The 25,535-nt window shown below is 68.7% G+C and carries 21 protein-coding genes and 3 tRNA genes; 21 read left to right on the forward strand and 3 right to left on the reverse strand.

Annotated elements, in window-relative coordinates; translation table 11 throughout:
• Window positions 1-102 precede the first annotated feature (102 nt).
• The 15 genes from FY549_RS07760 to FY549_RS07830 all read left to right on the forward strand — a co-directional run bounded on the left by FY549_RS07760 (window position 103) and on the right by FY549_RS07830 (window position 19,625).
• The gene (locus FY549_RS07760) at window positions 103-1,776 is read left to right on the forward strand and encodes an ABC transporter substrate-binding protein (protein WP_149084531.1); all 1,674 of its coding nucleotides are present in this window, start codon (window positions 103-105) and stop codon (window positions 1,774-1,776) included.
• An 83-nt stretch (window positions 1,777-1,859) separates the two neighbouring features.
• The gene (locus FY549_RS07765; protein WP_149084532.1) at window positions 1,860-2,864 is read left to right on the forward strand and encodes an ABC transporter permease; all 1,005 of its coding nucleotides are present in this window, start codon (window positions 1,860-1,862) and stop codon (window positions 2,862-2,864) included.
• A gap of 34 nt (window positions 2,865-2,898) precedes the next feature.
• Window positions 2,899-3,864 carry an ABC transporter permease gene (locus FY549_RS07770; protein ID WP_149084533.1) on the forward strand — a complete coding sequence of 322 codons (966 nt, stop codon included), beginning with the start codon at window positions 2,899-2,901 and terminating at the stop codon, window positions 3,862-3,864.
• A complete protein-coding gene (locus FY549_RS07775) occupies window positions 3,861-5,576 on the forward strand; it encodes an ABC transporter ATP-binding protein (protein WP_187614945.1) in 1,716 nt (571 codons plus the stop codon). Before FY549_RS07770 ends, FY549_RS07775 begins: the two co-directional genes overlap by 4 nt.
• 286 nt (window positions 5,577-5,862) lie before the next feature.
• Window positions 5,863-9,366 carry a DNA-directed RNA polymerase subunit beta gene (locus FY549_RS07780; RefSeq protein ID WP_149084534.1) on the forward strand — a complete coding sequence of 1,168 codons (3,504 nt, stop codon included), beginning with the start codon at window positions 5,863-5,865 and terminating at the stop codon, window positions 9,364-9,366.
• An 87-nt stretch (window positions 9,367-9,453) separates the two neighbouring features.
• Window positions 9,454-13,329 carry a DNA-directed RNA polymerase subunit beta' gene (rpoC, locus tag FY549_RS07785; protein ID WP_149084535.1) on the forward strand — a complete coding sequence of 1,292 codons (3,876 nt, stop codon included), beginning with the start codon at window positions 9,454-9,456 and terminating at the stop codon, window positions 13,327-13,329.
• Between the two features lie 205 nt (window positions 13,330-13,534).
• Window positions 13,535-14,464 carry a PfkB family carbohydrate kinase gene (locus FY549_RS07790; RefSeq protein WP_149084536.1) on the forward strand — a complete coding sequence of 310 codons (930 nt, stop codon included), beginning with the start codon at window positions 13,535-13,537 and terminating at the stop codon, window positions 14,462-14,464.
• A gap of 86 nt (window positions 14,465-14,550) precedes the next feature.
• Window positions 14,551-14,635: transfer RNA gene (locus FY549_RS07795), tRNA-Tyr, on the forward strand.
• 72 nt (window positions 14,636-14,707) lie between these two features.
• Window positions 14,708-15,199 (forward strand): FBP domain-containing protein, encoded by a 492-nt coding sequence (locus tag FY549_RS07800; RefSeq protein ID WP_149084537.1) that lies wholly within the window; start codon window positions 14,708-14,710, stop codon window positions 15,197-15,199.
• Between the two features lie 45 nt (window positions 15,200-15,244).
• On the forward strand, window positions 15,245-16,045 hold the full coding sequence (locus FY549_RS07805; RefSeq protein ID WP_149084538.1) for an enoyl-CoA hydratase/isomerase family protein: 801 nt from the start codon (window positions 15,245-15,247) through the stop codon (window positions 16,043-16,045).
• A 116-nt stretch (window positions 16,046-16,161) separates the two neighbouring features.
• Window positions 16,162-17,145 (forward strand): hypothetical protein, encoded by a 984-nt coding sequence (locus tag FY549_RS07810; RefSeq protein ID WP_187614946.1) that lies wholly within the window; start codon window positions 16,162-16,164, stop codon window positions 17,143-17,145.
• Between the two features lie 48 nt (window positions 17,146-17,193).
• Window positions 17,194-17,991 (forward strand): inositol monophosphatase family protein, encoded by a 798-nt coding sequence (locus tag FY549_RS07815; protein ID WP_149084539.1) that lies wholly within the window; start codon window positions 17,194-17,196, stop codon window positions 17,989-17,991.
• A 239-nt stretch (window positions 17,992-18,230) separates the two neighbouring features.
• Window positions 18,231-19,379, forward strand: a complete 1,149-nt coding sequence (locus FY549_RS07820; protein ID WP_259614066.1) for a M23 family metallopeptidase — start codon at window positions 18,231-18,233, stop codon at window positions 19,377-19,379.
• A 68-nt stretch (window positions 19,380-19,447) separates the two neighbouring features.
• Window positions 19,448-19,519: transfer RNA gene (locus tag FY549_RS07825), tRNA-Thr, on the forward strand.
• A gap of 32 nt (window positions 19,520-19,551) precedes the next feature.
• Window positions 19,552-19,625: transfer RNA gene (locus FY549_RS07830), tRNA-Met, on the forward strand.
• 73 nt (window positions 19,626-19,698) lie between these two features.
• On the opposite strand, the gene FY549_RS07835 is transcribed toward FY549_RS07830, so the two are convergent.
• A complete protein-coding gene (locus FY549_RS07835; protein WP_200838847.1) occupies window positions 19,699-20,523 on the reverse strand; it encodes a type II CAAX prenyl endopeptidase Rce1 family protein in 825 nt (274 codons plus the stop codon).
• 159 nt (window positions 20,524-20,682) lie between these two features.
• Between FY549_RS07835 and FY549_RS16500 the strand changes: the two genes are divergently transcribed.
• Window positions 20,683-20,838 (forward strand): hypothetical protein, encoded by a 156-nt coding sequence (locus FY549_RS16500; RefSeq protein WP_159463287.1) that lies wholly within the window; start codon window positions 20,683-20,685, stop codon window positions 20,836-20,838.
• Window positions 20,839-20,844: 6 nt separating this feature from the next.
• On the opposite strand, the gene FY549_RS07840 is transcribed toward FY549_RS16500, so the two are convergent.
• Window positions 20,845-22,515, reverse strand: coding sequence for an MDR family MFS transporter (locus tag FY549_RS07840; RefSeq protein ID WP_149084541.1), 1,671 nt, complete (start codon window positions 22,513-22,515; stop codon window positions 20,845-20,847).
• Window positions 22,515-23,126 carry a TetR family transcriptional regulator gene (locus tag FY549_RS07845; protein WP_149084542.1) on the reverse strand — a complete coding sequence of 204 codons (612 nt, stop codon included), beginning with the start codon at window positions 23,124-23,126 and terminating at the stop codon, window positions 22,515-22,517. Before FY549_RS07845 ends, FY549_RS07840 begins: the two co-directional genes overlap by 1 nt.
• A gap of 176 nt (window positions 23,127-23,302) precedes the next feature.
• Between FY549_RS07845 and FY549_RS07850 the strand changes: the two genes are divergently transcribed.
• From FY549_RS07850 to FY549_RS07870, 5 genes are read left to right on the forward strand one after another with little or no spacing between them, the layout of a single operon-like run.
• Window positions 23,303-23,737, forward strand: a complete 435-nt coding sequence (locus FY549_RS07850) for an Asp23/Gls24 family envelope stress response protein (RefSeq protein ID WP_200838849.1) — start codon at window positions 23,303-23,305, stop codon at window positions 23,735-23,737.
• Window positions 23,734-23,925, forward strand: a complete 192-nt coding sequence (locus tag FY549_RS07855; RefSeq protein ID WP_149084544.1) for a DUF2273 domain-containing protein — start codon at window positions 23,734-23,736, stop codon at window positions 23,923-23,925. Before FY549_RS07850 ends, FY549_RS07855 begins: the two co-directional genes overlap by 4 nt.
• Window positions 23,922-24,263, forward strand: a complete 342-nt coding sequence (locus FY549_RS07860) for a hypothetical protein (protein WP_149084545.1) — start codon at window positions 23,922-23,924, stop codon at window positions 24,261-24,263. Before FY549_RS07855 ends, FY549_RS07860 begins: the two co-directional genes overlap by 4 nt.
• A complete protein-coding gene (locus FY549_RS07865; RefSeq protein ID WP_149084546.1) occupies window positions 24,260-24,826 on the forward strand; it encodes a hypothetical protein in 567 nt (188 codons plus the stop codon). Before FY549_RS07860 ends, FY549_RS07865 begins: the two co-directional genes overlap by 4 nt.
• Window positions 24,823-25,521, forward strand: a complete 699-nt coding sequence (locus FY549_RS07870; protein ID WP_149084547.1) for a hypothetical protein — start codon at window positions 24,823-24,825, stop codon at window positions 25,519-25,521. Before FY549_RS07865 ends, FY549_RS07870 begins: the two co-directional genes overlap by 4 nt.
• Window positions 25,522-25,535 lie beyond the last annotated feature (14 nt).

Here is a 25,535-nt window from a genome sequence, read left to right on the forward strand (position 1 = left end):
GCATCGGACGGACCTCTGGGTACCTTCGAGGAATCACCGTCTCCGCAGCGACGATGCCCGGAGACGCGCAAGGAAGCGCCCGACAGGGAAGGTCATACACACATGCACCAGTCAGCCATGCCTCGGCGAGGAATCGCCGCCGTCACCGGAGCGACCATCGCCGCTCTCGCTCTCGCCGGATGTGTCGCCAGCGAGCGCGGGGACAACGGGTCCGAGGGTTCCGGTGACGTCGACGGGACGTTCGTCTTCGCCGCCTCGTCCGATCCCGCGAGCCTCGACCCGGCGTTCGCGCAGGACGGCGAGACCTTCCGCGTCTCCCGGCAGATCTTCGAAGGTCTCGTCGGCACCGAGCCGGGGACGGCCGATCCCGCGCCGCTGCTGGCGGAGTCGTGGGAGTCGTCCGAGGACGGCATGTCGCACACCTTCGCGCTCAAGGAGGGCGTGACCTTCCACGACGGCACCCCGTTCAACGCCGAGGCCGTCTGCGCCAACTTCGATCGCTGGTACAACTGGACCGGTCTCGCCGCCTCGGAGGCCTTCGGGTACTACTACAACAAGCTGTTCAAGGGCTACGCGTCCAACCCGGAGGACGCGGTCTACAAGTCCTGCACGCCTGACGGCGACAACTCCGTCACGATCGAGCTGAACAAGCCCTTCGCCGGCTTCATCGCCTCGCTCTCGCTCCCGGCCTTCGGCATGCAGAGCCCCTCGGCCATGCAGGAGTTCGGGGCGGACGAGGTCGGTGGCACCGCCGAGGCTCCGCAGCTCTCCGAGTACGCCATGGGCCACCCGGTCGGCACGGGGCCCTACCAGTTCGACGAGTGGGCACCGGGCGAGCAGGTCACCCTCAAGGCCTACGACGACTACTGGGGCGAGGCCGGCCAGATCGACGAGATCATCTTCCGGACGATCGACGACCCGACGGCACGCCGTCAGGCGCTCGAGTCCGGCTCGATCGACGGCTACGACCTCGTGGGCCCGGCCGACACGAAGGCATTGGAGGAGGACGGCTTCACGATGGTGTCGCGCCCGCCGTTCACGATCCTCTACCTCGCCTTCAACCAGGCGATCCCGGAGCTGCAGGACCCGAAGGTGCGTGAGGCGCTCTCCTACGCGATCGACAAGGACGCCCTGATCAGCCAGGTCCTTCCGGAGGGCACCGAGAAGGCGACGCAGTTCGTCCCGCCGGTGGTCAACGGCTACAACGACGAGGTCACCACGTACGACTACGACCCCGAGAAGGCCAAGGAGCTCCTCGCCGAGGCAGGCTACGACGAGGCGAACCCGCTGTCGCTGACCTTCAACTACCCGGTCAACGTCTCGCGTCCGTACATGCCGGACCCCGAGCAGATCTTCACCGTGCTGTCCTCGCAGCTGTCCGAGGTGGGCGTGGAGACCACCCCGGTGTCGGAGGAGTGGGTCGAGTACCTCGACCGCACGACGGGGACCGCGGACCACGGCATCCACCTGCTCGGCTGGACCGGCGACTACAACGACACCGACAACTTCGTCGGCGTGTTCTTCGGCCAGCAGAGCTCCGAATGGGGCTTCGACAACCCCGAGCTGTTCCAGGCGCTGACCGAGGCGCGCGGGGTCTCCAACCTCGAGGAGCAGACGGCGCTGTATGAGGACATCAACGAGATGGTCGCCGAGTTCATCCCCGGCGTCCCGCTCGCGCACCCGGCGCCGACGCTCGCGTTCGACCCGCGCGTCGAGAGCTACCCCGCCAGCCCGGTGAACGACGAGGTCTTCACGGACATCGTCCTCACGAAGTAGGCCTGACCATTTGGCACGCCGAGCCCCGGTTCCGCTCTCGCGGGACCGGGGCACGGCGTACCTTCTGATCGACGGAGAACTCTGTGCTGCGCACCATCGGCAGGCGACTGCTGTTCCTCATCCCCACCCTGTTCGGGCTCAGCATCCTGCTGTTCGCCTGGGTCAGGGCCCTCCCCGGCGGCCCCGCGGTCGCCCTGCTCGGCGAGAAGGCGACGCCGGAGGCCATCGCGAGAGTCAACGAGCTCTATGGCTTCAACAAGCCCCTCATCGAGCAGTACTTCATCTGGATCACCCGGCTGCTGCAGGGTGACTTCGGCACCTCCATCCAGACCAATCGCCCGGTCGTCGAGGAGTTCCTCCGCCGGTTCCCCGCGACGATCGAGCTGAGCGTCACGGCGCTCATCTTCGCGGTCGGCGTCGGCATCCCCCTCGGGTACTGGGCGGCTCGCCGCCACGGGAAGTTCACCGATCACGCGTCGGTCGTCCTGAGCCTCGTCGGCATCACGATCCCGGTCTTCTTCCTGGCGTTCATCCTCAAGTACGTCTTCGCGGTGCAGCTCGGCTGGCTGCCCTCGGACGGCCGGCAGAATCCTCGGATCGATGCGACCCACCCCACCGGCTTCTACGTCTGGGACGGCATCATCACGGGGGAGTTCGACGCCGCGTGGGATGCGATCCTCCACCTCATCCTCCCGGCGCTCGCCCTCGGCACGATCCCGCTCGCGATCATCGTCCGCATCACGAGGGCGAGCGTGCTGGAGGTGCAGAACGCCGACTACGTCCGCACCGGCCGCGCGAAGGGTGTCGGCTCCGGCACGCTGCGCAGCCGCTTCATCCTCCGCAACGCGATGTTGCCGGTCATCACGACCATCGGCCTGCAGACCGGTCTGCTCATCTCGGGGGCGGTGCTCACCGAGACGGTGTTCGCCTTCCCCGGCATCGGGTCGTTCCTCGCGCGGGCCATCTTCACGCGCGACTTCCCGGTGCTGCAGGGGTTCATCATCTTCATCGCGATCGCCTACGCGCTCATCAACCTCGCGGTGGACGTCTCGTACAGCCTCATCGACCCGAGAGTGAGGGTGCAGTGATGTCGTCCTCCCTCATCCGAAAGGAGGCGACCGCATGAGCATCGCCCTCCCGCCCGCACAGGGGCCGTCCGCCGAGAGCGGCGGCAGCATCGACACGGTCGCGATCGCGCAGGCCGATCTGAAGGACGGCGGCGGCGGCTTCTGGCGCGACGTCTTCCGACGCCTCCGGCGCAACCCGACGGCTTGGATCGGTGCGGTCATCGTGCTCCTCTTCCTCGTCGTCGCGGTGCTCGCACCGGTTCTCGCCCCGTATCCCGAGACGGCGCTCCCCGGAGCGAAGGAGATCACCCCGACACACATCCCCGGGCCGGGGGAGCTGCCGCAGTTCCCCCTCGGCCTCGACCGCTTCGGCGGCGACGTGCTCTCCAAGCTCATCTGGGGCGCCCAGGCCTCGCTGCTGATCGGCGTCGTCTCCACGGCCATGGGTCTCGTCGGCGGCATGATCCTCGGGCTCCTCGCCGGCACGTTCGGCGGCTGGGTCGACACGGTCATCATGCGCCTGGTCGACATCATCCTCTCGGTCCCGAACCTCCTGCTGGCGGTGTCGATCGCCGCGATCCTGGGGCAGACGCCCTTCGCGGTGATGATCGCCATCGGAGCCTCCCAGGTGCCGATCTTCGCGCGCCTGCTGCGAGCATCGATGCTTCAGCAGCGCTCCAGCGACTACGTCCTCTCGGCCCAGACCCTGGGTCTCGGGCGTGGCCGGATCACGATGTCGCACGTCCTCCCGAACGCCATCGGGCCGGTCATCGTCCAGGGCACCCTGACGCTCGCGACGGCCGTGATCGACGCCGCCGCGCTGTCGTTCCTCGGGCTCGGCGGCGGGCGGCCGGAGACGGCGGAGTGGGGACGCATGCTCACCTACGCCCAGGCCGAGCTCGCCATCGCGCCGTGGCTGGCGTTCTTCCCCGGCATCTGCATCGCCGTCACCGCGCTCGGGTTCACCCTGCTCGGCGAGGCATTGCGCGAAGCCATGGACCCGAGGACGAGGGCACGATGACCACCCGTGACGAAGGCGCCGTGCGCGCCGCGAAGGAGGACCGCATGGCAGACGAACCCCTGCTCTCGGTCGAGGGCCTGGCGGTGGACTTCGCCACCATGGACGGCGTCGTGCACGCCGTCGAAGGCGTCGACCTCGAGATCCGGCCCGGCGAGACCGTGGCGATCGTCGGCGAGTCCGGATCCGGCAAGTCGACCACGGCCATGGCGATCATCGGGCTGCTCGCGGGCGGCGGGAAGGTGGCTGCGGGACGCATCCGCCTCGACGGTCGCGACATCTCGCACGCGTCGGAGAGCGAGCTGCGCACGATCCGGGGCCGGGACATCGGGCTCGTGCCGCAGGACCCGATGTCCAACCTGAACCCGGTTGCGAAGATCGGGACCCAGGTGGCCGAGACGCTGCTCGCCCACGGCCTCGCGACCCGACAGAACGTGCAGGCCAAGGTCGTCGAGGCCCTTGCCGCGGCGGGTCTGCCGGATCCGGAGCGGCGGGCGAAGCAGTATCCGCACGAGTTCTCCGGCGGCATGCGACAGCGGGCCCTCATCGCGATCGGCCTGGCGTGCAAGCCCCGGCTGCTCATCGCTGACGAGCCCACCAGCGCGCTCGACGTGACGGTGCAGCAGACGATCCTCGACCAGATCGGCGAGATGACCAGGGAGCTCGGCACGGCCGTGCTGCTCATCACGCACGACCTGGGGCTCGCCGCGGAGCGCGCCGAGCGCGTGATCGTGATGCACCGCGGCAAGGTCGTGGAGCAGGGGCCGGCGCGGCGGATCCTCGAGGATCCCCAGCACCCGTACACGCAGTCGCTGGTGAAGGCCGCGCCGTCCGTGGCGGTGGCGCGACTGCGTCCGGAGGCCTTCGTCCGGGACGCTTCGACAGACCCAGCGTCCCAGGAGACCCCGGGGTCCCTGCGCTCGTCGAAGGGCAACATCGTCGAGATCCAGAACCTCACGAAGGTGTACCCGGTGCGCGGCAGGCATGAGGACTTCGTCGCGGTCGACGACGTCTCGCTCGCGATCCCGCGGGGGGAGACCGTCGCGATCGTGGGGGAGTCGGGGTCGGGCAAGACCACGACGGCGCGGATGCTGCTCAAGGTGATCGAGCCCACGAGCGGCCTCATCCGCTATGAGGGCAAGGACATCTCGACCCTGAGTCGCGCGGAGACGAAGGACTTCCGGCAGCGGGTGCAGCCGATCTTCCAGGACCCGTATTCGAGCCTGAACCCCATGTTCACGATCGAGCGCCTGATCGCCGAACCTCTGGAGTTCTACAAACGGGGCAGCGGGGCGGACCGCCGCAAGCGCGTGCGACAGCTCCTGGACGACGTCGCGCTGCCACAGTCGATGCTGCGTCGGTACCCGTCCGAGCTGTCCGGTGGCCAGCGGCAGCGTGTGGCGATCGCGCGGGCGCTGGCGCTGTCGCCCGACCTGATCGTGTGCGACGAGCCGGTGTCGGCGCTCGACGTGCTCGTGCAGGATCAGATCCTGCGGCTGCTGGGCGACCTGCAGCGTGAGTACGGTCTCAGCTACCTCTTCATCTCGCACGACCTCGCGGTGGTGCGGCTCATCAGCGACTACGTGTGCGTGATGAAGGACGGGAAGCTGGTGGAGGCCGCGTCGTCGGAGGAGATCTTCACGAACCCCCGCGACCCCTACACGCGCCGCCTCCTCGCCTCGATCCCCGGCAACGAGCTCAACATCGCGTCCTGACGGTTCCTGGCCCGAGACCCCGTTCTCGCGTCGAAACCCCGCCTTGCCCCCGCGGCGAGGGTGGGGTTTCGACGCGCAGGCGGGGTCTCGGCGGTCCCATTACCGCAGCATCGAGAATTGGTCAAGGATTGCGCTTGCCATGTCGCGAGATCGCGTCTATAGTTGGTAGTTGCGCTCGCTTCTCCCTGCCCTCATATGGTGGTCGGCATCTCGTGAGCTTCTGAGCGCACTCCACCTGACGACAAAGGAATCGAGAAGCCCTGCGGGGCTCACGGAGGTTATTCCCTTGGCTGCTGCTCCCAACGCATCCACATCCACCACCACCAAGAACGGACGCGGAGCTTCCCGTCTCTCGTTCGCCAAGATCTCCGACACGCTGACGGTCCCCGACCTTCTCGCCCTGCAGACCGAGTCCTTCGGTTGGCTGGTCGGCAACGACGCCTGGAAGGCGCGCGTGGCCGAGGCCAAGGCCGCCGGTCGCACCGACGTGAACGAGAACAGCGGTCTGGGCGAGATCTTCGAGGAGATCTCCCCGATCGAGGACCTCGGCGAGACGATGCAGCTGTCGTTCACGAACCCGTACCTCGAGCCCGAGAAGTACTCCATCGAGGAGTGCAAGGAGCGGGGCAAGACCTACGCGGCGCCGCTCTACGTCGAGGCTGAGTTCATGAACCACCTCACGGGTGAGATCAAGACCCAGACGGTCTTCATGGGCGACTTCCCGCTGCAGACCGACAAGGGCACGTTCATCATCAACGGCTCCGAGCGCGTCGTCGTCTCGCAGCTCGTGCGCTCGCCGGGTGTCTACTTCGACAAGACCCCCGACAAGACGAGTGACAAGGACATCGTCTCGGCGCGCGTCATCCCGAGCCGTGGTGCGTGGCTCGAGTTCGAGATCGACAAGCGCGACCAGGTCGGCGTCCGCGTCGACCGCAAGCGCAAGCAGTCCGTCACGGTCTTCCTCAAGGCGCTGGGCATGACCAGCGAGGAGATCCTCGCGGAGTTCGCCGGCTACACCTCCATCGAGGAGACGCTCGCGAAGGACACGATCGTCACCAAGGAAGACGCGCTGCGCGACATCTACCGCAAGCTGCGTCCGGGCGAGCAGGTGGCCGCCGAGGCCGCCCGCGCGCTGCTCGACAACTTCTACTTCAACCCGAAGCGCTACGACCTCGCCAAGGTCGGCCGGTACAAGATCAACCACAAGCTGGGTCTCGACACCCCGCTGACGGAGTCGGTGCTGACGGTGCAGGACATCGTCGCCACCATCAAGTACCTCGTGCGTCTGCACGCGGGCACCGAGGAGACCTTCGAGGGCATCCGCGGCGGCAAGAAGACCGAGATCCGTCTCGCGACCGACGACATCGACAACTTCGGCAACCGTCGCATCCGCGCGGTCGGCGAGCTGATCCAGAACCAGGTCCGCACCGGTCTGTCCCGCATGGAGCGCGTCGTCCGCGAGCGCATGACCACGCAGGACATCGAGGCCATCACGCCGCAGACCCTGATCAACGTGCGCCCCGTGGTCGCCGCGATCAAGGAGTTCTTCGGCACCTCGCAGCTGTCGCAGTTCATGGACCAGAACAACCCGCTCGCGGGTCTGACCAACAAGCGCCGCCTGTCGGCTCTGGGCCCCGGTGGTCTGAGCCGCGACCGCGCCGGCGTCGAGGTCCGTGACGTCCACCCCTCGCACTACGGCCGCATGTGCCCGATCGAGACGCCGGAAGGCCCGAACATCGGTCTGATCGGTGCGCTCGCGACCTTCGCGCGCATCAACTCGTTCGGCTTCATCGAGACCCCGTACCGCAAGGTCGTCGACGGTGTCGTGACCGACCAGATCGACTACCTGACCGCGTCCGAGGAGGTCGACTACAACATCGCGCAGGCCAACGCGCCGCTCGATGCGAAGGGTCGCTTCCGCGAGAGCCACGTGCTCGCGCGCCCCAAGGGCGGCAGCGGTGAGGTCGACCTGTTCCTCCCGGAGGAGATCGGCTACATCGACGTCTCGCCGCGCCAGATGGTGTCGGTCGCGACCTCGCTCGTGCCCTTCCTTGAGCACGACGACGCGCAGCGCGCCCTCATGGGCGCCAACATGCAGCGTCAGGCGGTGCCGCTGCTGCGCAGCGACTCGCCGCTCGTCGGAACCGGTATGGAGGGCTACACCGCCATTGACGCCGGTGACGTGATCACCGCCGAGAAGGCCGGTGTCGTCTCCGAGGTCTCCGCGGACCGCGTCGTCGTCATGCTGGACGAGGGCGGCACGCAGGAGTACCACCTGCGCAAGTTCGACCGCTCGAACCAGGGCACCTCCTACAACCAGAAGGTCGTCGTCTCGGCCGGTGAGCGCGTCGAGGTCGGAGAGGTCATCGCCGATGGCCCCGCCACCGAGAACGGCGAGCTGGCCCTCGGGAAGAACCTCCTCGTCGCGTTCATGACGTGGGAGGGCTACAACTTCGAGGACGCCATCATCCTGAGCCAGGACCTGGTGAAGGACGACACCCTCTCGTCGATCCACATCGAGGAGTACGAGGTCGACGCCCGCGACACGAAGCTCGGCAAGGAGGAGATCACGCGTGACCTCCCCAACGTCAGCCCTGAGCTGCTGAAGGACCTCGACGAGCGCGGCATCATCCGCATCGGCGCCGAGGTGCGCCCCGGCGACATCCTCGTCGGCAAGGTCACGCCGAAGGGCGAGACCGAGCTGTCGGCCGAGGAGCGCCTGCTCCGCGCGATCTTCAACGAGAAGAGCCGCGAGGTCCGTGACACGTCGCTGAAGGTGCCCCACGGTGAGCAGGGCACGATCATCGCGGTCAAGGAGTTCAACGCCGAGGACGGCGACGACGAGCTCGGCTCCGGCGTGAACCGCCGCGTCGTGGTCTACATCGCCCAGAAGCGCAAGATCACCGAGGGCGACAAGCTCGCCGGCCGCCACGGCAACAAGGGTGTCATCGCGAAGATCCTGCCCGTCGAGGACATGCCGTTCCTCGCGGACGGCACCCCGGTGGACATCGTCCTCAACCCGCTCGGCATCCCGGGTCGAATGAACTTCGGCCAGGTCCTCGAGACCCACCTCGGGTGGATCGCGAAGCAGGGCTGGAAGGTCGAGGGCACCCCGGAGTGGGCCGCCAAGCTGCCGCAGCAGGCCTTCGAGGCCGCCCCCGGCACCAAGGTCGCCACCCCGGTGTTCGACGGCGCCAGCGAGGAGGAGATCGCGGGCCTGCTCGACTCGACGCTCCCGACCCGTGACGGCCTGCGCCTGATCGACTCGAGCGGAAAGACGCAGCTGTTCGACGGTCGTTCCGGCGAGCCGTTCCCGGCACCGATCTCCGTGGGCTACATGTACATCCTGAAGCTCCACCACCTGGTGGACGACAAGATCCACGCCCGCTCCACCGGTCCGTACTCGATGATCACCCAGCAGCCGCTCGGTGGTAAGGCGCAGTTCGGTGGACAGCGCTTCGGTGAGATGGAGGTGTGGGCCCTCGAGGCCTACGGTGCGGCTTACGCCCTCCAGGAGCTCCTCACGATCAAGTCCGACGACATCCTCGGCCGCGTCAAGGTGTACGAGGCGATCGTCAAGGGCGAGAACATCCAGGAGCCCGGCATCCCGGAGTCGTTCAAGGTGCTCATGAAGGAGATGCAGTCGCTCTGCCTGAACGTCGAGGTCCTCTCGGCCGACGGCACGCTGGTCAACCTCCGCGACACCGACGACGAGGCGTTCCGCGCCGCAGAGGAACTCGGTATCAACATCTCCAGCCGCTTCGAGGCCGCCTCGATCGACGAGATCTAATCCTTCGACGGGCTCAGCCGCCCCCGCGGCGGCTGAGCCGGTCGAAGCCCAGACTTCTCAAACAGAATTTCCGACACAGGAGAACTAGTGCTCGAGTCCACAACCTTCGATGAGCTTCGCATCGGCCTGGCGACCGCAGACCACATCCGCGCGTGGTCCTACGGCGAGGTCAAGAAGCCCGAAACCATCAACTACCGCACCCTCAAGCCGGAGAAGGACGGTCTCTTCGGAGAGCAGATCTTCGGCCCGTCCCGCGACTGGGAGTGCGCCTGCGGCAAGTACAAGCGCGTCCGCTTCAAGGGCATCGTCTGCGAGCGCTGCGGCGTGGAGGTCACCAAGAGCTCCGTCCGTCGTGAGCGCATGGGTCACATCGAGCTCGCCGCTCCCGTCACCCACATCTGGTACTTCAAGGGCGTGCCCTCGCGCCTCGGCTACCTGCTGGACATGGCGCCGAAGGACCTCGAGAAGGTCATCTACTTCGCCGCGTACATGGTCATCTCGGTCGACGAGGAGGCTCGTCACCGCGACCTGGGCACCCAGGAGAACAACATCCGTCTCGAGCTGAAGACGCTCGGCGACCGTCGCGACGCCAAGATCGCGGAGCGCCTGGCGAAGCTGGAGGAGGAGCTCGCGGCCCTCGAGGCCGAGGGCGCCAAGGCCGACGCCAAGAAGAAGGTCAAGGACGCCGCCGAGAAGGAGATGTCGCTCATCCGCAAGGGTGCCGACGAGGCGATCCTGAAGCTGGAGCGCGTGTGGGAGGACTTCCGCACCCTCGAGGTCGGTGCCCTGCGCCCGGAGGACGACGTCTTCCACGAGCTGCAGGACCGCTTCGGCCAGTACTTCGAGGCCCACATGGGCGCCGAGGCGATCCAGCGTCGCCTGGCCGCGTTCGACCTGGCCGCCGAGGCCGAGAGCCTGCACCTGCAGATCTCGGAGGGCAAGGGCCAGCGTAAGATCCGTGCGATCAAGCGCCTCAAGGTCGTCAACTCGTTCCTCGAGACCGGCATGAGCCCGGCCGCCATGGTGCTCGACGTCGTCCCGGTGATTCCGCCGGAGCTGCGTCCGATGGTCCAGCTCGACGGTGGCCGCTTCGCCACCTCCGACCTGAACGACCTGTACCGCCGCGTGATCAACCGCAACAACCGCCTCCGTCGCCTGATCGACCTCGGTGCCCCCGAGATCATCGTCAACAACGAGAAGCGGATGCTGCAGGAGGCCGTCGACGCGCTGTTCGACAACGGCCGCCGCGGTCGCCCCGTCACCGGTACCGGCAACCGTGCCCTGAAGTCCCTGAGCGACATGCTCAAGGGAAAGCAGGGTCGCTTCCGCCAGAACCTGCTCGGAAAGCGTGTCGACTACTCGGGCCGTTCGGTCATCGTCGTCGGCCCGCAGCTCAAGCTGCACCAGTGCGGTCTGCCCAAGCAGATGGCGCTCGAGCTCTTCAAGCCGTTCGTCATCAAGCGCCTGATCGACCTCGGTCACTCGCAGAACATCAAGGCCGCGAAGCGCGCCGTCGAGCGCACCCGTCCCGAGGTCTGGGACGTGCTCGAGGAGATCATCCGCGAGCGTCCGGTGCTGCTGAACCGTGCACCCACCCTGCACCGTCTCGGCATCCAGGCGTTCGAGCCGCAGCTCGTCGAGGGCAAGGCCATCCAGCTGCACCCGCTCGTCTGCGCGGCGTTCAACGCCGACTTCGACGGTGACCAGATGGCCGTGCACCTGCCGCTGTCGGTCGAGGCTCAGGCCGAGGCCCGCGTGCTGATGCTCGCGTCGAACAACATCCTGAAGCCGTCGGACGGTCGTCCGGTGACCCTGCCCTCGCAGGACATGATCATCGGTCTGCACCACCTGACGACGGTCAAGGCCGGCGCCAAGGGCGAGGGTCGTGCGTTCGGCTCCGTCGGCGAGGCGCAGCTCGCGTACGACGAGGGCACGCTCGACCTGCAGGCGAAGGTCCGCATCCGTATCCCGGGTCTGGCCTTCCTCGAGGGCGAGGCTCCCGAGGGCTACGAGAAGCACGGTCTGGTCGACGCGTCGCTCGGTCAGGCGATCTTCAACGACGCGCTGCCGAAGGGCTACCCCTTCGTCCGCGAGCAGGCCGACAAGGGCAAGCTGTCGCAGATCGTCAACAAGCTGGCCGAGGAGTACCCCAAGGTCGAGACGGCCGCCACGCTGGACCGCATCAAGGATGCCGGTTTCTACTGGGCGACCCGTTCGGGTGTGACCGTCGCGCTGAGCGACATCCTCACCCCGCCGAACAAGGCGGAGATCGTCGCGGGCTACGAGAAGCAGGCCGCGAAGGTCCAGTCCCAGTACGAGAAGGGCCTCACGACCGACGCCGAGCGTCGTCAGGAGCTCATCAAGATCTGGACCGAGGCGACCGACGAGGTGCAGGCCGCGATGAAGGCGCACTTCCCGGAGGACAACACCATCAACCGCATGGTCTCCTCTGGCGCCCGTGGTAACTGGCTGCAGATCCGGAACATCGCCGGTATGCGTGGTCTGGTGAACAACCCCAAGGGTGAGATCATCCCGCGTCCGATCATCTCCTCGTACCGCGAGGGCCTGTCGGTGGCGGAGTACTTCATCGCGACGCACGGTACCCGTAAGGGTCTGGCCGACACCGCTCTGCGTACCGCCGACTCGGGTTACCTGACCCGTCGTCTGGTGGATGTCTCGCAGGACGTCATCATCCGCGAAGAGGACTGCGGCACGTCGAAGGGCCTCGAGCTCCCGATCGCGGCTCCGAACTCGCAGGGCGAGCTGGTGCGCGACGCGAACGTCGAGAACTCGGTGTTCGCCCGTACGCTGGCCTCCGACGTGGTCAACGCGTCGGGCGAGGTCCTGGCCGCGGCCGGCGACGACGTGGGCGACGTGCTCATCGACAAGCTGGTCGCCGCGGGTGTCGAGACCATCAAGGTCCGCTCGGTCCTGACCTGCGACTCCGCCGTCGGCGTGTGCGCGCAGTGCTACGGCCGTTCGCTCGCGACCGGCAAGACCGTCGACATCGGCGAGGCCGTCGGCATCATCGCGGCCCAGTCGATCGGTGAGCCCGGTACTCAGCTGACGATGCGTACCTTCCACACCGGTGGTTCGGCGTCGGCGGATGACATCACGCAGGGTCTGCCCCGTGTGCAGGAGCTGTTCGAGGCGCGTACCCCCAAGGGCGCGTCGCCGATCGCCGAGGCCGACGGCCGCATCACGATCGACGAGACCGAGAAGGCCAAGAAGGTCATCCTCACGCCCGACAACGGCGACGAGCCCGTCGTCTACCCGGTGCTGAAGCGTGCCACCCTCCTCGTCGAGGACGGCCAGCACGTCTCGGTCGGTCAGCCCCTGCAGGTCGGCACGCTCGACCCCAAGGAGGTCATGCGCGTCATGGGTGCCCGTGAGGTGCAGAAGTACCTCGTCGGTGGCGTCCAGGGCGTCTACCGCTCGCAGGGTGTGCCGATCCACGACAAGCACATCGAGGTCATCGTCCGCCAGATGCTCCGCAAGGTCACCGTCGTCGATCACGCCGACACGACCCTGCTGCCGGGTGAGATGGTCGACCTGAAGCGCTACCAGCAGATCAACCGCGAGGCCGTGGCCGAGGGCAAGCGCCCCGCGTCCGGCCGCCCGGAGCTGATGGGTATCACGAAGGCGTCGCTCGCGACCGAGTCGTGGCTGTCCGCTGCGTCCTTCCAGGAGACGACCCGCGTGCTCACGCAGGCCGCCATGGAGGGCAAGCGCGACCCGCTGGTCGGTCTCAAGGAGAACGTCATCATCGGAAAGCTCATCCCCGCCGGAACCGGTCTCTCGAAGTACCGCGACGTCACGGTCGAGGCCACCGAGGAAGCCAAGAGCGAGCGCTACCCGAACCGGATCTTCGCATCCGACGGCGCGTACGCGGACGGCGACTTCGGCTACGTCGACTTCGACGCGTTCTCGACGGACGACATCACCCCCGGTACCTACAACTGAGGTGTGAGTGAGTGAACGAAGGCCCCGGGCATCAGCCCGGGGCCTTCGTCGTCCTCGGCGCGTTCGGGTGTTCATAACTCAGGAGATCCGTGGCGACACGCCGCCTTCGGGCCCTGGCGGCAGCGTGCAGGCGATGATCTCCTGAGTTGTGCACGCGGCTCCGCAGGGGGCCGCGGACCGCGGACGGGCGCGGTAGGGTCGGCGAGTGAGCACTGAGATTTCCCCCGGCGGCGCGGCCGTCGTCATTGGAGACGCCCTGATCGACGAGATCCGGGATGAGAGCGGCGTCCGTGAGTTCGTCGGCGGTGCGGCCCTGAACGTGGCGGTGGGGCTGCGGCGGCTCGGAATCCCCACGACGCTCATCGCGATGGTGGGGGAGGACGTCGCCGGGGCGCACATCCGCGAGTACCTCGCGGACCACGGCGTGCGGCTGATCGCGAGTGCGGCGCCGCATGGGTCGTCGCGGGCGGTCGTGACCCGGGCGGCGAACGGTGAGCCGAGCTACGTCTTCAACCGCGCGGCCCAGGAGCGCACGATCCGGTACTCGGAGGAGGGCAGGGCGGCGATCGCCGAGGCGGATATCGTCGCCGTGAGCTGCTTCCCCTTCGATGTGCCGGCGGAGGTCGCTGCCCTCGCGAGTGCGGTAGAGGGCGCACGGCTGGCGATCGATCCGAATCCGCGCACGGGGATGCTGAGCGACCGTGAGCAGTTCGTCCGCGGCTTCGAGCAGCTCGCCGCACACGCACACCTCGTGAAGGTCGGCGCCGACGATGCGGACGTGCTCTATGACGGCGACCTCGATGCCCTCCGCGCGCGGCTCCGGGACCTGGGAGTCACCGCGGTGCTCGCGACGGCCGGGGCGGACGGTGCGGTGCTCGAGACGGACACCGGATCGGTCTCCGCGCCCATCTCCGCGCTGCCGGGTCGTGTGGTCGACACCGTGGGCGCGGGGGATGCGACGCTCGCCGCCGTCGCCGCCGGGCTGGTGGACGGCACCCCGGAGACGGCCGAAGAGTGGGCGGCACTGCTGGAGCGGGCCATGGATGTGGCCGCGGCGACCTGCCGCGCCGAGGGCGGACTGCTGCGCACGCCGGAGTCACTGGCCGCCGCCGACCGAGGCGTCTACGGGAGCTGACGCCTCGATTTCTCGCGCCCGCATCCGACAGGTATGATTGTTCTTCGTGCCCCCGGTTGGCTGTTCAAGTCGGGCGGGTGCGCTCTGGCGAGTTACCCAAGTGGCCAAAGGGATCTGACTGTAAATCAGCCGTCTTCGACTTCGGGGGTTCGAATCCCTCACTCGCCACCACGGAAGCCCCCGCTCGCGGGGGCTTCTCCCGTTCCCGGCCTCACCTCCGCGCCGAGTTCCTAGACTGGAGCGATGCGACCTCTCACCGAAGCCGACGTCCGGGCCTCGTTCGTGAACGCGGACGCCGAAGAGCTGCGCGTCATGGAGATGCCGCACGACTTCCTCCTCGTGGACTGGGACTACCTCGACTTCTTCGCCTGGCGTGACCCGAGCGCCGGTAAGCGCGGCTACGTCCTCATCCCGCACGAGGGGCGCGTGGTCGGTGTGGTGCTGCGGGCGTCGGAGCCCGGTCGCGGTCGCTCCGGCATGTGCAACATCTGCCACACGATGCAGCCGGGGAACCAGGTCTCGCTGTTCGCGGCGCGGCGTGCGGGGGAGGCGGGGGAGCGCGGAGACTCGGTCGGCACCTACATCTGCGCCGATCTGTCCTGCCACGAGAACGTGCGTCTGGCGCACCCGCTCGCACCGAATGAGATCCGAGCGGCCGGTCAGGTGGACTTCCGGCTCGACGGCACCCGGCGGCGCATGGAGCGGTTCGTCGCGCGCGTCTGGGAGGGCGCCTGAGCGCGACTAGCCTGGAGGCATCCGCCTGTGCTCGAAGGAGAAGCCATGAGTGATGCCATCCTGTTCGCCGTCGACGAGGGGATGGCGCGGCTGACGCTCAACCGTCCGACCCGTCTCAACGCCTTCAACGCCGACCTGGCCTACGCCTGGCGGGATGCGACGGTCGAGGCGACGTCGCGGGACGACGTGCAGGCCATCCTCATCGACGCGGCGGGACCGGCGTTCTGCGCGGGCGGCGATGTGATCGACATGGCGACGACCATGGGGTCGTCCGGGGCGGAGATCACCGCGCTCGCGGAGGTCATCAACACCGGTATCCGCGCGCTCACGGAGTCGAGCGTGCCCGTGGTCGCCGCGGCGCATGGCACGACGGCCGGCGGCGGACTCGGCATCCTGCTCGCCACGGACTACGCGGTCGTGGGGTCACGGTCGCAGCTCGGAAGCCTGTACGCGAACATCGGCCTCACGCCTGACCTCTCCGTGTCGGCCCAGCTCGCGCGTGCCGTGGGCCAGCGTCGCGCCCTCCAGCTCGTGCTGCAGGACCGGCTGCTCTCCGCTGCGGAGGCCCTCGACTGGGGGCTGGTGGCGGAGGTCGTGGAGGGTGAGGACGGCAGGACGGAAGCCGACCGAGTGCGTGCGCGCGCCGAGGAGATCGCGCGGTTCTGGCTCGCCGGAGCCGCCGATGCGTACGGTCAGGCCAAGCGTCTGGTGCGGTCCCAGCCCGAGCGCTCGTTCGCGGAGCAGCTGAGCGAGGAGGCCCGGTCCATCGGTGCCGCCCTGGAGACCCCGGACGCTCAGGCGCGGGTCGCGGCCTTCGCCGCCGCGTCCGCGAAGAAGGCCGGCTGACTCGTCCTCCCCAGAGCGCGGTCGCTTCGCGATCTTCCAGACCCCTGAAGGAACCCCGAACGAGAGGGCCCGCGCGTGGCAGGATGAAGGCATCGCCGCTCGACGAGAGGAACCCCATGTCCCAACCGGACATCGCCCGGCCGCAGCCGCAGGGTGAGAAGAAGAACATGTCGCTGCTCATCAGGGGGTCGCTGTGGGTCGCCATCGGTGCCCTGATCGCCGCCGCCCTCGTCTGCGTCGTGTGGGTCCTGGTCGGTGATCAGAACGGACTCATCGGACGGGCCTTCCTCACCATCCTCCTGCTGGCCGCTTTCGCAGGCATCGCCATCCTCGAGGCGGGCCTCGCGCCGAACCGGCCCGATTGGCTCCAGCTCGCGAGCATGGTGACCTGGGTCATCGCGCTCCTCGTCGGGCTCGTCAAGATCTGGCTCCCGGAAGACGGCCTCTACTTCGGGGCGGAGCGCTTCTTCCAGCTGCTGCTCGTGATCGGGATCCTGCAGCTCGCGCTGCTCCATGTGCGGTTGTTCACCCGTGCGGCGCAGCGCCACGTGACGACCTTCACGAAGGTGATCCACATCGTGACGATCGTCTTCCTCGGCGCCCTCGTCGCGCTGCTCGTGTTCTTCCTCGCCTTCCCGAACACCTTCGATTACACCGAGCTGTACTGGCGCATCGTCGTCGCGCTCACGATCCTCGTCGCCGTCGGCACCACGCTGATCCCGCTGCTGAACGCCCTGTTCGCCCCGAAGAAGGCCCCCGCCGCGCTGCCGGCCGCCTCCGCGGCGTCCTGGCCCACGTACGCGGACGGGATCACGCCGCTCCCGGTCCTCCCCGACGGGAGCCCCGACTGGAACGCCTATTACACCGGCTACCCGTCGACGGCGCCGCCTGCCCTCGGTCAAGCGCCCACCCCGGCGTTCCCCGCGGCGACGGCGCCCATCGCTCCGGCCGCTCCCGTCCTTCCCGACTTCGCTGCTCCTCCGGCTCCGGGACCGGTACCGCCTGCGCCATCAGACCCCGCGCCTCCGCAGCCGACGTCGGCGCCTCCGGTCCCGCCGCAGCCGGCCCCCGCCGCAGCCCGCTGCACCCTCGCAGGGTGAGCCCCCGGCCTTCCCGCCGCCGCCGCCCGCACCGTCGCACCCGACGCCGTGACCGATCCCCTCGAGCTCAGCGCGCTGGCGACCGAGATCGCCGAGGAGGCGGGGGCGCTCGCCCGGACCCGTCGACGCGAGGGCGTCCGCCTGGCCGCGACGAAGTCCACTCTCGCCGACATCGTGACCGACGCCGATCGCGAGGTCGAGGCGCTCATCCGCGAACGGCTGCACGCGGCCCGACCGGCTGACGGATTCCTCGGAGAGGAGTCGGGCGCAGCGAGCGGCGACAGTGGCATCACGTGGGTCGTCGACCCCATCGACGGCACGGTGAACTACGCCTACGGCATCCCGGCGTACAACGTGAGCATCGCGGCCGTCAGCGGTCCTCCCGAACCCGATGCCTGGGAGGCGCTGGCCGCCGCCGTCCACGCGCCCGCGGTGGGAGAGACCTTCACCGCCGCGCGCGGTCACGGCGCCTGGTTCGACGGGGTTCGTCTCGCGGTAACCGAGGTGACCGACGCCGGCGCACTCCTGGCGACCGGATTCGGCTACGACCCGGCGACCCACGACGGCGACCTCAGCACCGTCCGCCGGGTGATGCCCATGGCTCGCGATCTCCGCCGCATGGGTTCGGCGGCCCTGGACTTGGCCTACGTCGCCGCGGGGCGGCTGGACGGGTACTTCGAGCGGGGGCTGAAGCCGTGGGACCTCGCCGCGGGTGCCCTGCTGGTGCAGGAAGCAGGCGGACGGGTCAGCCGGATCGACCGGGGATCGCCTCGCCCCTTCCTCATCGCGGGCGGGGTGACAGTCCACGACCGACTTCGCGATATCCTCGATGAGGAAAAACACTGATCGATCCATGGCTTTCCCAGGTGGATCCGGGTAGTGTTTACCCGATCGTTACTTTCACCACCCGAAGGTGAGAGTTGTCATTGCGCCCCCGAGCATCACGAACGACCGAGAGATTAGTTTTGCCCTTCGAGAACCCCCAGGCTGCCGCTGCGCCCACGCGTCGGTCCAGCCGTCCTCGCACTGCGGCCTCCGAGGCCTCGGCGAGCGGGTCGACGGCGCCGCTCGCTGACGCGGAGACTGTGGTCGCCCTCTCCGCCGTCATCCCGCTCTCCCGCCGTGCCGCGCGTCAGCGGCAGGCCGACATCCCCCCGGTGCCGGTCGCGCCCGGAGAGCCGTTCATCGCGGTCGCGCCGCCGGTCATCGCCGACGTCCCCGCCGCGTCCGTCGTCGCGGAGATCGTCGAGAAGGCCGCGGACACCGTCCCTGTCGAGGACATCGCACCGGCCTCCGAGCCCTTCGCCGCCGAGGCGGACGCCGATGGCGACGCCTTCGAGCGGGCCTCCCGGGCCTTCCGCAACACCGGCTCCATCCCGACCTCGTCGGCCCCTCGCCGCTCGGCCTTCACCGCGAGCGCCACACCGCAGGCGGCGCCGAAGATCGACACCGCGGCCCTTGGCGCCGTCGGCCCGCGCCGCACCCGCAGCATCCGCAAGGCCCTGGCTGCCGGTGCCACCGTCGGCGCCATGGGGCTCGCCGGCCTCCTGGCCGTGTCCATGACCCTGCCCGCCGAGGCGGTCGCTGCTGCTCAGGGCGGTTCTCTCGCCTCGACCTCCCTCGTCACGTCGGCCGCCGCCGACGCGGCCGGTTCGGCGGACGAGGAGATCCAGGCGTTCGTCGCCCCGTCCGGTGTGCAGAACGAGCCGCTGTCCCGCGCCGACAACTTCAGCACGGTCTCGCTCGCCGAGGTCGCCGCGGAGCAGGGCATCAACTACTCGGGCGAGATCTTCACCAACGACCCGGACGCCGCGATCCAGTGGCCCTTCCTCGTCGGCGTCGGCATGAGCTACGGCTACGGCATGCGCAGCGGGCGCCTCCACGAGGGCATCGACTTCGTGCCCGGCAACGGCGCGCCCATCCAGGCCATCGCCGACGGTACGGTCCGCATCGCCACCGAGCAGGGCGGCGCCTACGGCGTCACGGTGTACATCGACCACGTCGTCGACGGGTCCGTCATCACGAGCCACTACTCGCACATGCAGTACGGCTCGCTGCAGGTCAAGGCGGGCGACACCGTCAAGGTCGGCGACATCGTCGGCAAGACCGGCAACACCGGCCGCTCCTACGGCGCGCACCTGCACTTCGAGCTCATCGTCAACGGGACGACGATCGACCCGATGCCGTGGCTCAAGAAGAACGCCGGACGCTCGTCGCTGACCTCAGAGGAGTGACCGTCTCGATTTCATGAGGACGCCACAGTGATGGTATTCTCGTGTGGTTGCCCCGCGAGGGGCAGCACGCCCCGATAGCTCAGTGGCAGAGCACTTCCATGGTAAGGAAGGGGTCGTCAGTTCAATCCTGACTCGGGGCTCGGAGTTCGCATCTGCGATGCGGATGCCGTGCGGCAGGGTAGCTCAGTTGGTGAGAGCGCACGACTCATAATCGTGAGGTCGCGGGTTCAAGCCCCGCTCCTGCTACAGATGAAAAACCCCCGGAACCTTCCGGGGGTTTTGTCGTCTCCGGAGGTCGCCAGGAGGCGGCCCCGCGCCGTCAGCGCTGCGGGGCGAACGATCCCCGCTCGGAGGCCCCGACCCGACCGCGGATGAAGATCATCAGCACGAGACCCGCGACGATCACGACGATGTTGCCGAGACCCGCGACGGCCGTGAGCCCACCCTCGGCGGGGTACAGCGTCTGCAGGAAGATGCTCGGGTCGGTGCTCGCGTGGAGGAGGATCGGGGCGATGATCGTCCCCGTGACGCGGAGCGCGAGGTACATGCAGATGCCGAACGCGAAGGTGTAGACGAGCTGGAACGCCGTCGGCAGCAGGTCCTGCCCGGTCAACAGGTTCCCCGCATGGAGAGCGGCGAAGACCGCCGCCGAGACGACCGCGACGACGAGCTCGCGCGCGCCCGCATCGCGCATCAGCTTCACGACGAGTCCGCGAGTGAGAACCTCTTCCGCGAAGCCGATGGCGAGTCCCGCGAGCAGCCATGTCGCGACCACGTCCAGCCCGACGCGACCGTAGTCGACCGTGAGGAAGCGGAGGATGTTGAACACCAGCACTGCCGCGATCGCGACCCACATCCACCCGGCTCCGCGGATCGGCTGGCGACCGAAGACCGGTCGCCACCACCGGACCGATGCGATGAAGGCGACCAGCAGCAGGCCGCCGACGAGGATCGGCAGGGTGTCATAGACGAGGACGCCCGCGGCGCTGTTGGGGTCGTCGACCCGGGCGGACAGCGGCAGGAACGCGAGCGAGAGCGCCTGATAGAGCCCGTAGTACACGGCGGCGAGCAGGAGCGCACGCCACCACCCCCCGCGGTCCCAGAAGTTCTGCCAGGCGGAACGGTGCGGGGCGGTCTCGATCACGGATGCTCCTCGACGGGAAAGGACTGGACACCTCCAGTGTGGCGGCTCCGTATCGGGCGGGCGGGCGCTCGGCCTGCGACACGCCGTGTCAACCCCCTCTGCGGGAGGCCGTGCGTCCGCGCAGACTGGCGGTCCGAATCCCCAACGTCAGGAGGCGCCATGTCTGACACGTCGAACAGCCAGGACAACCAGGAGGAGATCGAGGCCGTCGGCGTCGACCCCGACTTCGTCACCACCGACCACGACCCCGAGCCCGACGACCTGCCTTCGACGGGCGAGGGGGAGGACGACGTCGACGTCGCCGACCTCCCCTGACGCGGACTACCGCCCTGAGGACGCCGAGCCGGTCTCTCCCGGCTCGGCGTCCGTGCGTCCTGACGCGTCCGCACGGCTCGCCCCGCGGAGCTCCGCCTCCAGCCGTTCAGCTTCCTCACCGCTGATCGCCTCGCCGCGGGCGACGAGACCCGCCTGATCCGACAGCGGGATCTGCTTGAGGAAGAGCGACAGGATCAGCGCGAGGGCGATGAAGGGCACGAGGTACCAGAACACGGGAGCGAGGGCATCCGCGTAGGCGGTGACGATGCCGTCGCGCACCTCGTCCGGCAGGCTGTTCAACGTCGCGGGGTCGATCGTGGATGCCGCTTCGGACGCGGCATCCGGGGAGGCTCCGGCGCCCGCGAACACCCCGAGGAGGTTCTCGGTCAGCCGCGTGGTGAAGATCGTGCCGAACACCGCGGTCCCCAGCGAGGCGCCGACCTCGCGGAAGTAGTTGTTCGTGCTCGTGGCGGTGCCGATCTCGCCCGCCGGGACGGCGTTCTGCACCACGAGGACGACGACCTGCATGATGAGCCCGAGTCCGGCGCCGAACACGAAGAGGAACGCACAGATCAGCCAGATCGGCGTCTGCGCCGACAGCGTGGTCATGGCGACCATCGCGACACCGGTGATGATCGTGCCGAGGATCGGGTAGATCTTGTACTTCCCCGTCTTCGAGATCGCGATCCCCGAGAAGATCGAGGTCCCCATGAGGCCGACCATCATCGGGATCATCAGCAGGCCGGAGGCGGCTGCCGACGTGCCGGACGACATCTGCAGGAACGTCGGGACGAAACCGATCGCGGCGAACATGCCGATGCCGAGCACGAGGCCGATGGCAGTGGCGTTCACGAAGATCGGGTTGCGGAACAGGCTGAGCGGGATGATCGGGTCCTGCACGCGTGACTCGGTGATGACGAACGCCGTCGCCGACACCACGAGTCCGGCGCCCCAGGCCCAGGTCGCGAGCGAGTCCCAGCCGAAGGCGGCGTCGCCGCCGAAGTCGGTGAAGAAGATGAGGCAGGTGGTGGCCGCGGACAGGAAGACCACACCGAGGATGTCGATCGGCTTCTCCGCCTTCTTGCTGGGGAGTTTCAGCGCCACGAGGGCGATGAGGAAGGCGGCGATGCCGACCGGGATGTTGATGTAGAACGCCCACTGCCAGGTCAGGTGGTCGACGAAGAAGCCGCCGAGCAGGGGACCGGCAACGGCCGAGAGGCCGAACACGGCGCCGAGGGGACCCATGTATTTGCCGCGCTCGTTGGCCGGCACGATGTCGGCGATGATCGCCTGCGACAGGATCATGAGCCCTCCGCCGCCGAGACCCTGAAGGGCGCGGAAGACGACGAACATCCAGAAGTCGGTCGCGAACGCGCAGCCGACGGAGGCGAGCGTGAACAGGGCGATCGCGACGAGGAACAGCGATCGCCTGCCCAACACGTCGCCGAACTTGCCGTAGATCGGCATCACGATGGTGGTCGCGAGCAGGTAGGCGGTGGTGATCCAGACCTGATGGTCGACGCCGCCGAGCTGGCCGACGATGGTGGGCATCGCGGTCGACACGATGGTCTGGTCGAGACTCGCGAGCAGCATGCCCGCGATCAGGGCGCTGAAGATGATCCAGATGCGGCGCTTCGTGAGGAGGAAGGGGGCGTCCGCGGTGGCGGTGGCTGACATCAGGGGGCTTTCTGTGAGGGGGAGTAGAGGCCACGCGCGAGGCGCAGCCGGCGGGTGATCAGGTCGGCGAACGGCTCGGTGGAGTGGTGGTGCAGCAGCTGTTCCATGCAGAGACGGACGAGCGCGCCGACGGAATGCACGAGCACCTCTGCCCGGAGCTCCGCGTCGGCGTCCTCGCCGATCCGGCGGGCGACGAGGGCGATGTCGCGGCGCTCGTGCTTCTCCTGCTGCTCGAAGGCCGCGCGCAGCAACCGGGGCTCCTGCTCGATGACGGCGAAGAGCTCGGCAGCATGCTCGATCGGGTCGTAGAGGGCGAAGCGCTCGACCGTGAGCAGCACGAAGTCGTCCAGGAGGTCGCCGTCGCGTTCGAGGAAGTCCGCTTCGAGCTCCTCCTGTCGCGAGTCGACGACGGCGAAACCGAAGACCGCGTTCTCCTTGCTCTCGAAGTAGTTGAAGAACGTCCGTCGAGAGACCCCGGCGTCGGCGCACAGCTCCTCGACCGTGAAGCCGGCGAAGCCGCGCTCCGTGGTCAAGCGTCGCGCGGCCTCGGTGAGCGCGCGCGTGGTCCGGCGCTTCCGCCGCTCACGCGTGGATTCTGCACTGTTCTCCATAGAGTGCAATTTTGCACTTTCAACCTTGGAGTGCACTGAAAGCCCGCGCACATTGGTGCGGAAGAAATTCGTCGAAAGAAGTTTGTGACATCCTGTGCTCCCCGTACGTCTTAGTGGTGTCGTGAGAACACGGCCCGCGCCCGAACGGCGCGGACACACGGATGAAGGAGCTTGAGATGGCGAACGTGACTGGGGGCACCCAGCCCAAGGCTCAGGTCGTTCCGGCGTCGCAGGGAGCGGCGGGGAAGACCACGATCGAGGACGCGGTGGTCGCGAAGATCGCCGGCATCGCGGCGCGAGAGGTCGACGGCGTCTACGCGCTCGGCGGCGGCGCCGCCCGCATGATGGGCGCGATCCGCGACGCGCTCAACACGACCGACCTGGCGCAGGGGATCAGCGTCGAGGTCGGCGAGACGCAGGTGGCCGTCGACGTCACGATCGTGGCGGAGTACCCGGTCTCGCTGCAGAAGGTCGCCGACCAGGTCCGCGCTGCGATCCACCGGGCCATGGTGGAGCTCGTGGGCATGGACGTCGCCGAGGTGAACGTGACCGTCAACGACGTGCACATCCCCTCCGAGGACGACGACGCCCCGGAGGCGCGAGTCCAGTGAACGCCTCGGTGATCGGCGGAGCTGCGGCGACGGTGCTCGCGCTGACCTGGATCGTCTGGGGCTTCTGGGCGTTCCTGCTCGTCGCCCTCGCGATGCTCGTCGGCGGGGTCGCCGGCCGCATCGCCGACGGTCGCCTGGACGTACGGGCGCTCGCCGACGTGGTGCGGGGGCGGCGGTCGTCCTCATGAGCGCCGCACCGACCGGGGGATCGACGGCCGTGGCGGGGGCCACGGTCGTCGAGGCCCGCGCCTTGCATCGGCTCACCACGGGGATCGTCCAGGATGCCGCTCGGGTCGGCGCCGACGACGTGAGCGTCGAGCTCACGGACCGTCGCGGCGACCTGCGGGTGTCCGTCGTGGTCCCCGTCCTCCTCGGGAACCGTGGGGACGGTGACGTGAGGGTTCGGGCGGATGCCGTGCGCGACGCCGTGATGCGGGGCATGCGGGAGCTGGCGGCTCGTCGGGTGGCGGCCGTGGACGTGCGCTTCGCCGGAGTCCGGCGCGAGAGCGAGAGGAGAGTGGCATGACGATGAACACGGCGGTATCGAGGCGGCTGCTCCGTCGCGAGGCCAGGGCCACGCGCCGAGGCCCGGCGATCACTCTCGCGCTCCTGCTGACGGCGATCGCCCTGGTCCTGCTGGCGGGAGTGCTCGCCTCGACCCTCGACGCAGGGTTCCGCGCGCAGGCCGCGGAGTGGCTCGCCCCCGCCGCGGCGATCGTTCAGTCCCCGGCGGCCCTGATCGCGGTCGGGGCCGTGCTCCTGGCCCTGGCTGTGGTCCTCGTCGGGCTCGCCCTGGTGCCCGGGCGGCGCGCGAGGCGCACACGCCTCGACGCCCGAGCGGCCCTCGTGATCGACGACGGCGTGCTCGCCGACGCGCTCGCGGACGGTGTCGCGCGGCGGATCGGAGTGCCGCGCGGTCAGGTGAGCGTGACCGTGGCACGTCGCTCGGCACTGATCAGGGTCACGCCGACCAGCGGTGTGCCGGTGGATGCGGCGACCGCCGAGGAAGCGGCCCTCCGGGTGCTGGACGAAGCCGGCTTCCGGCTCTCGCCACGGGTTCACGTGGCCCGGGAAGGGGTGATCGCATGACATCGGCAGGAACGATGGCGAACCGGACCGTGCTCCTGGGGGGAGGTGTGCTCCTGCTCTGCGGGGGCGGTGCCCTCCTCGCCACGGGGCTCCGGAATGCGGGGGCGCTCCCGGCCGTCGTCGACGATGCGCTCGCTCTGGCCGACGCCCTCGTGGCGTGGTCAGGGGCACGGGGTCTCGACATCCCCGGCACCGGCTTCGTGCCGCTGTGGGCGATCGTGGGACTCGCGGTCGCTGTGCTGCTGGTGCTGCTGCTCGCGGCGTTCCTGCTCACCCGTCGGCCGCGGCGCGAACGCACCGTTCTCCGCCTCGTCGGCGAGCGGGGCGCGACCGCCGTCGACCGGAGTGTCGCGGAGGAACTTCTCGCAGCGCCCCTTTCGGAGCGCGCGGACGTGCTGACGGCGCGGGTGACCAGCCGGAAGGTCGGTCGTGAGGTCGCCCTCGGCGTCGTGGTGACCCCGCGCCAGGGCGCGGCGCTCGGCGCCGTGCTCGCGGCCGTCGACGCGGTGGCGCAGGAGTGGGACGCCCTGACCGGCACCCGCATGCCGCTCGTCGTGCACATCGCCGACCGTGGCTGGCGAGAGCTCTTCCGCTCACGGCAGCGGATGCGGCGCGCGCTCGCCGCTGACCAGACCGCGGCACCGAACGAACGGACTGCCGCACGGATGTCGACCTCGACCGTCGGGGTCGTGTGAGGAAAGGAGGCGCC

This window comes from Microbacterium sp. 1S1, from assembly GCF_008271365.1.
Lineage (GTDB): Bacteria > Actinomycetota > Actinomycetes > Actinomycetales > Microbacteriaceae > Microbacterium.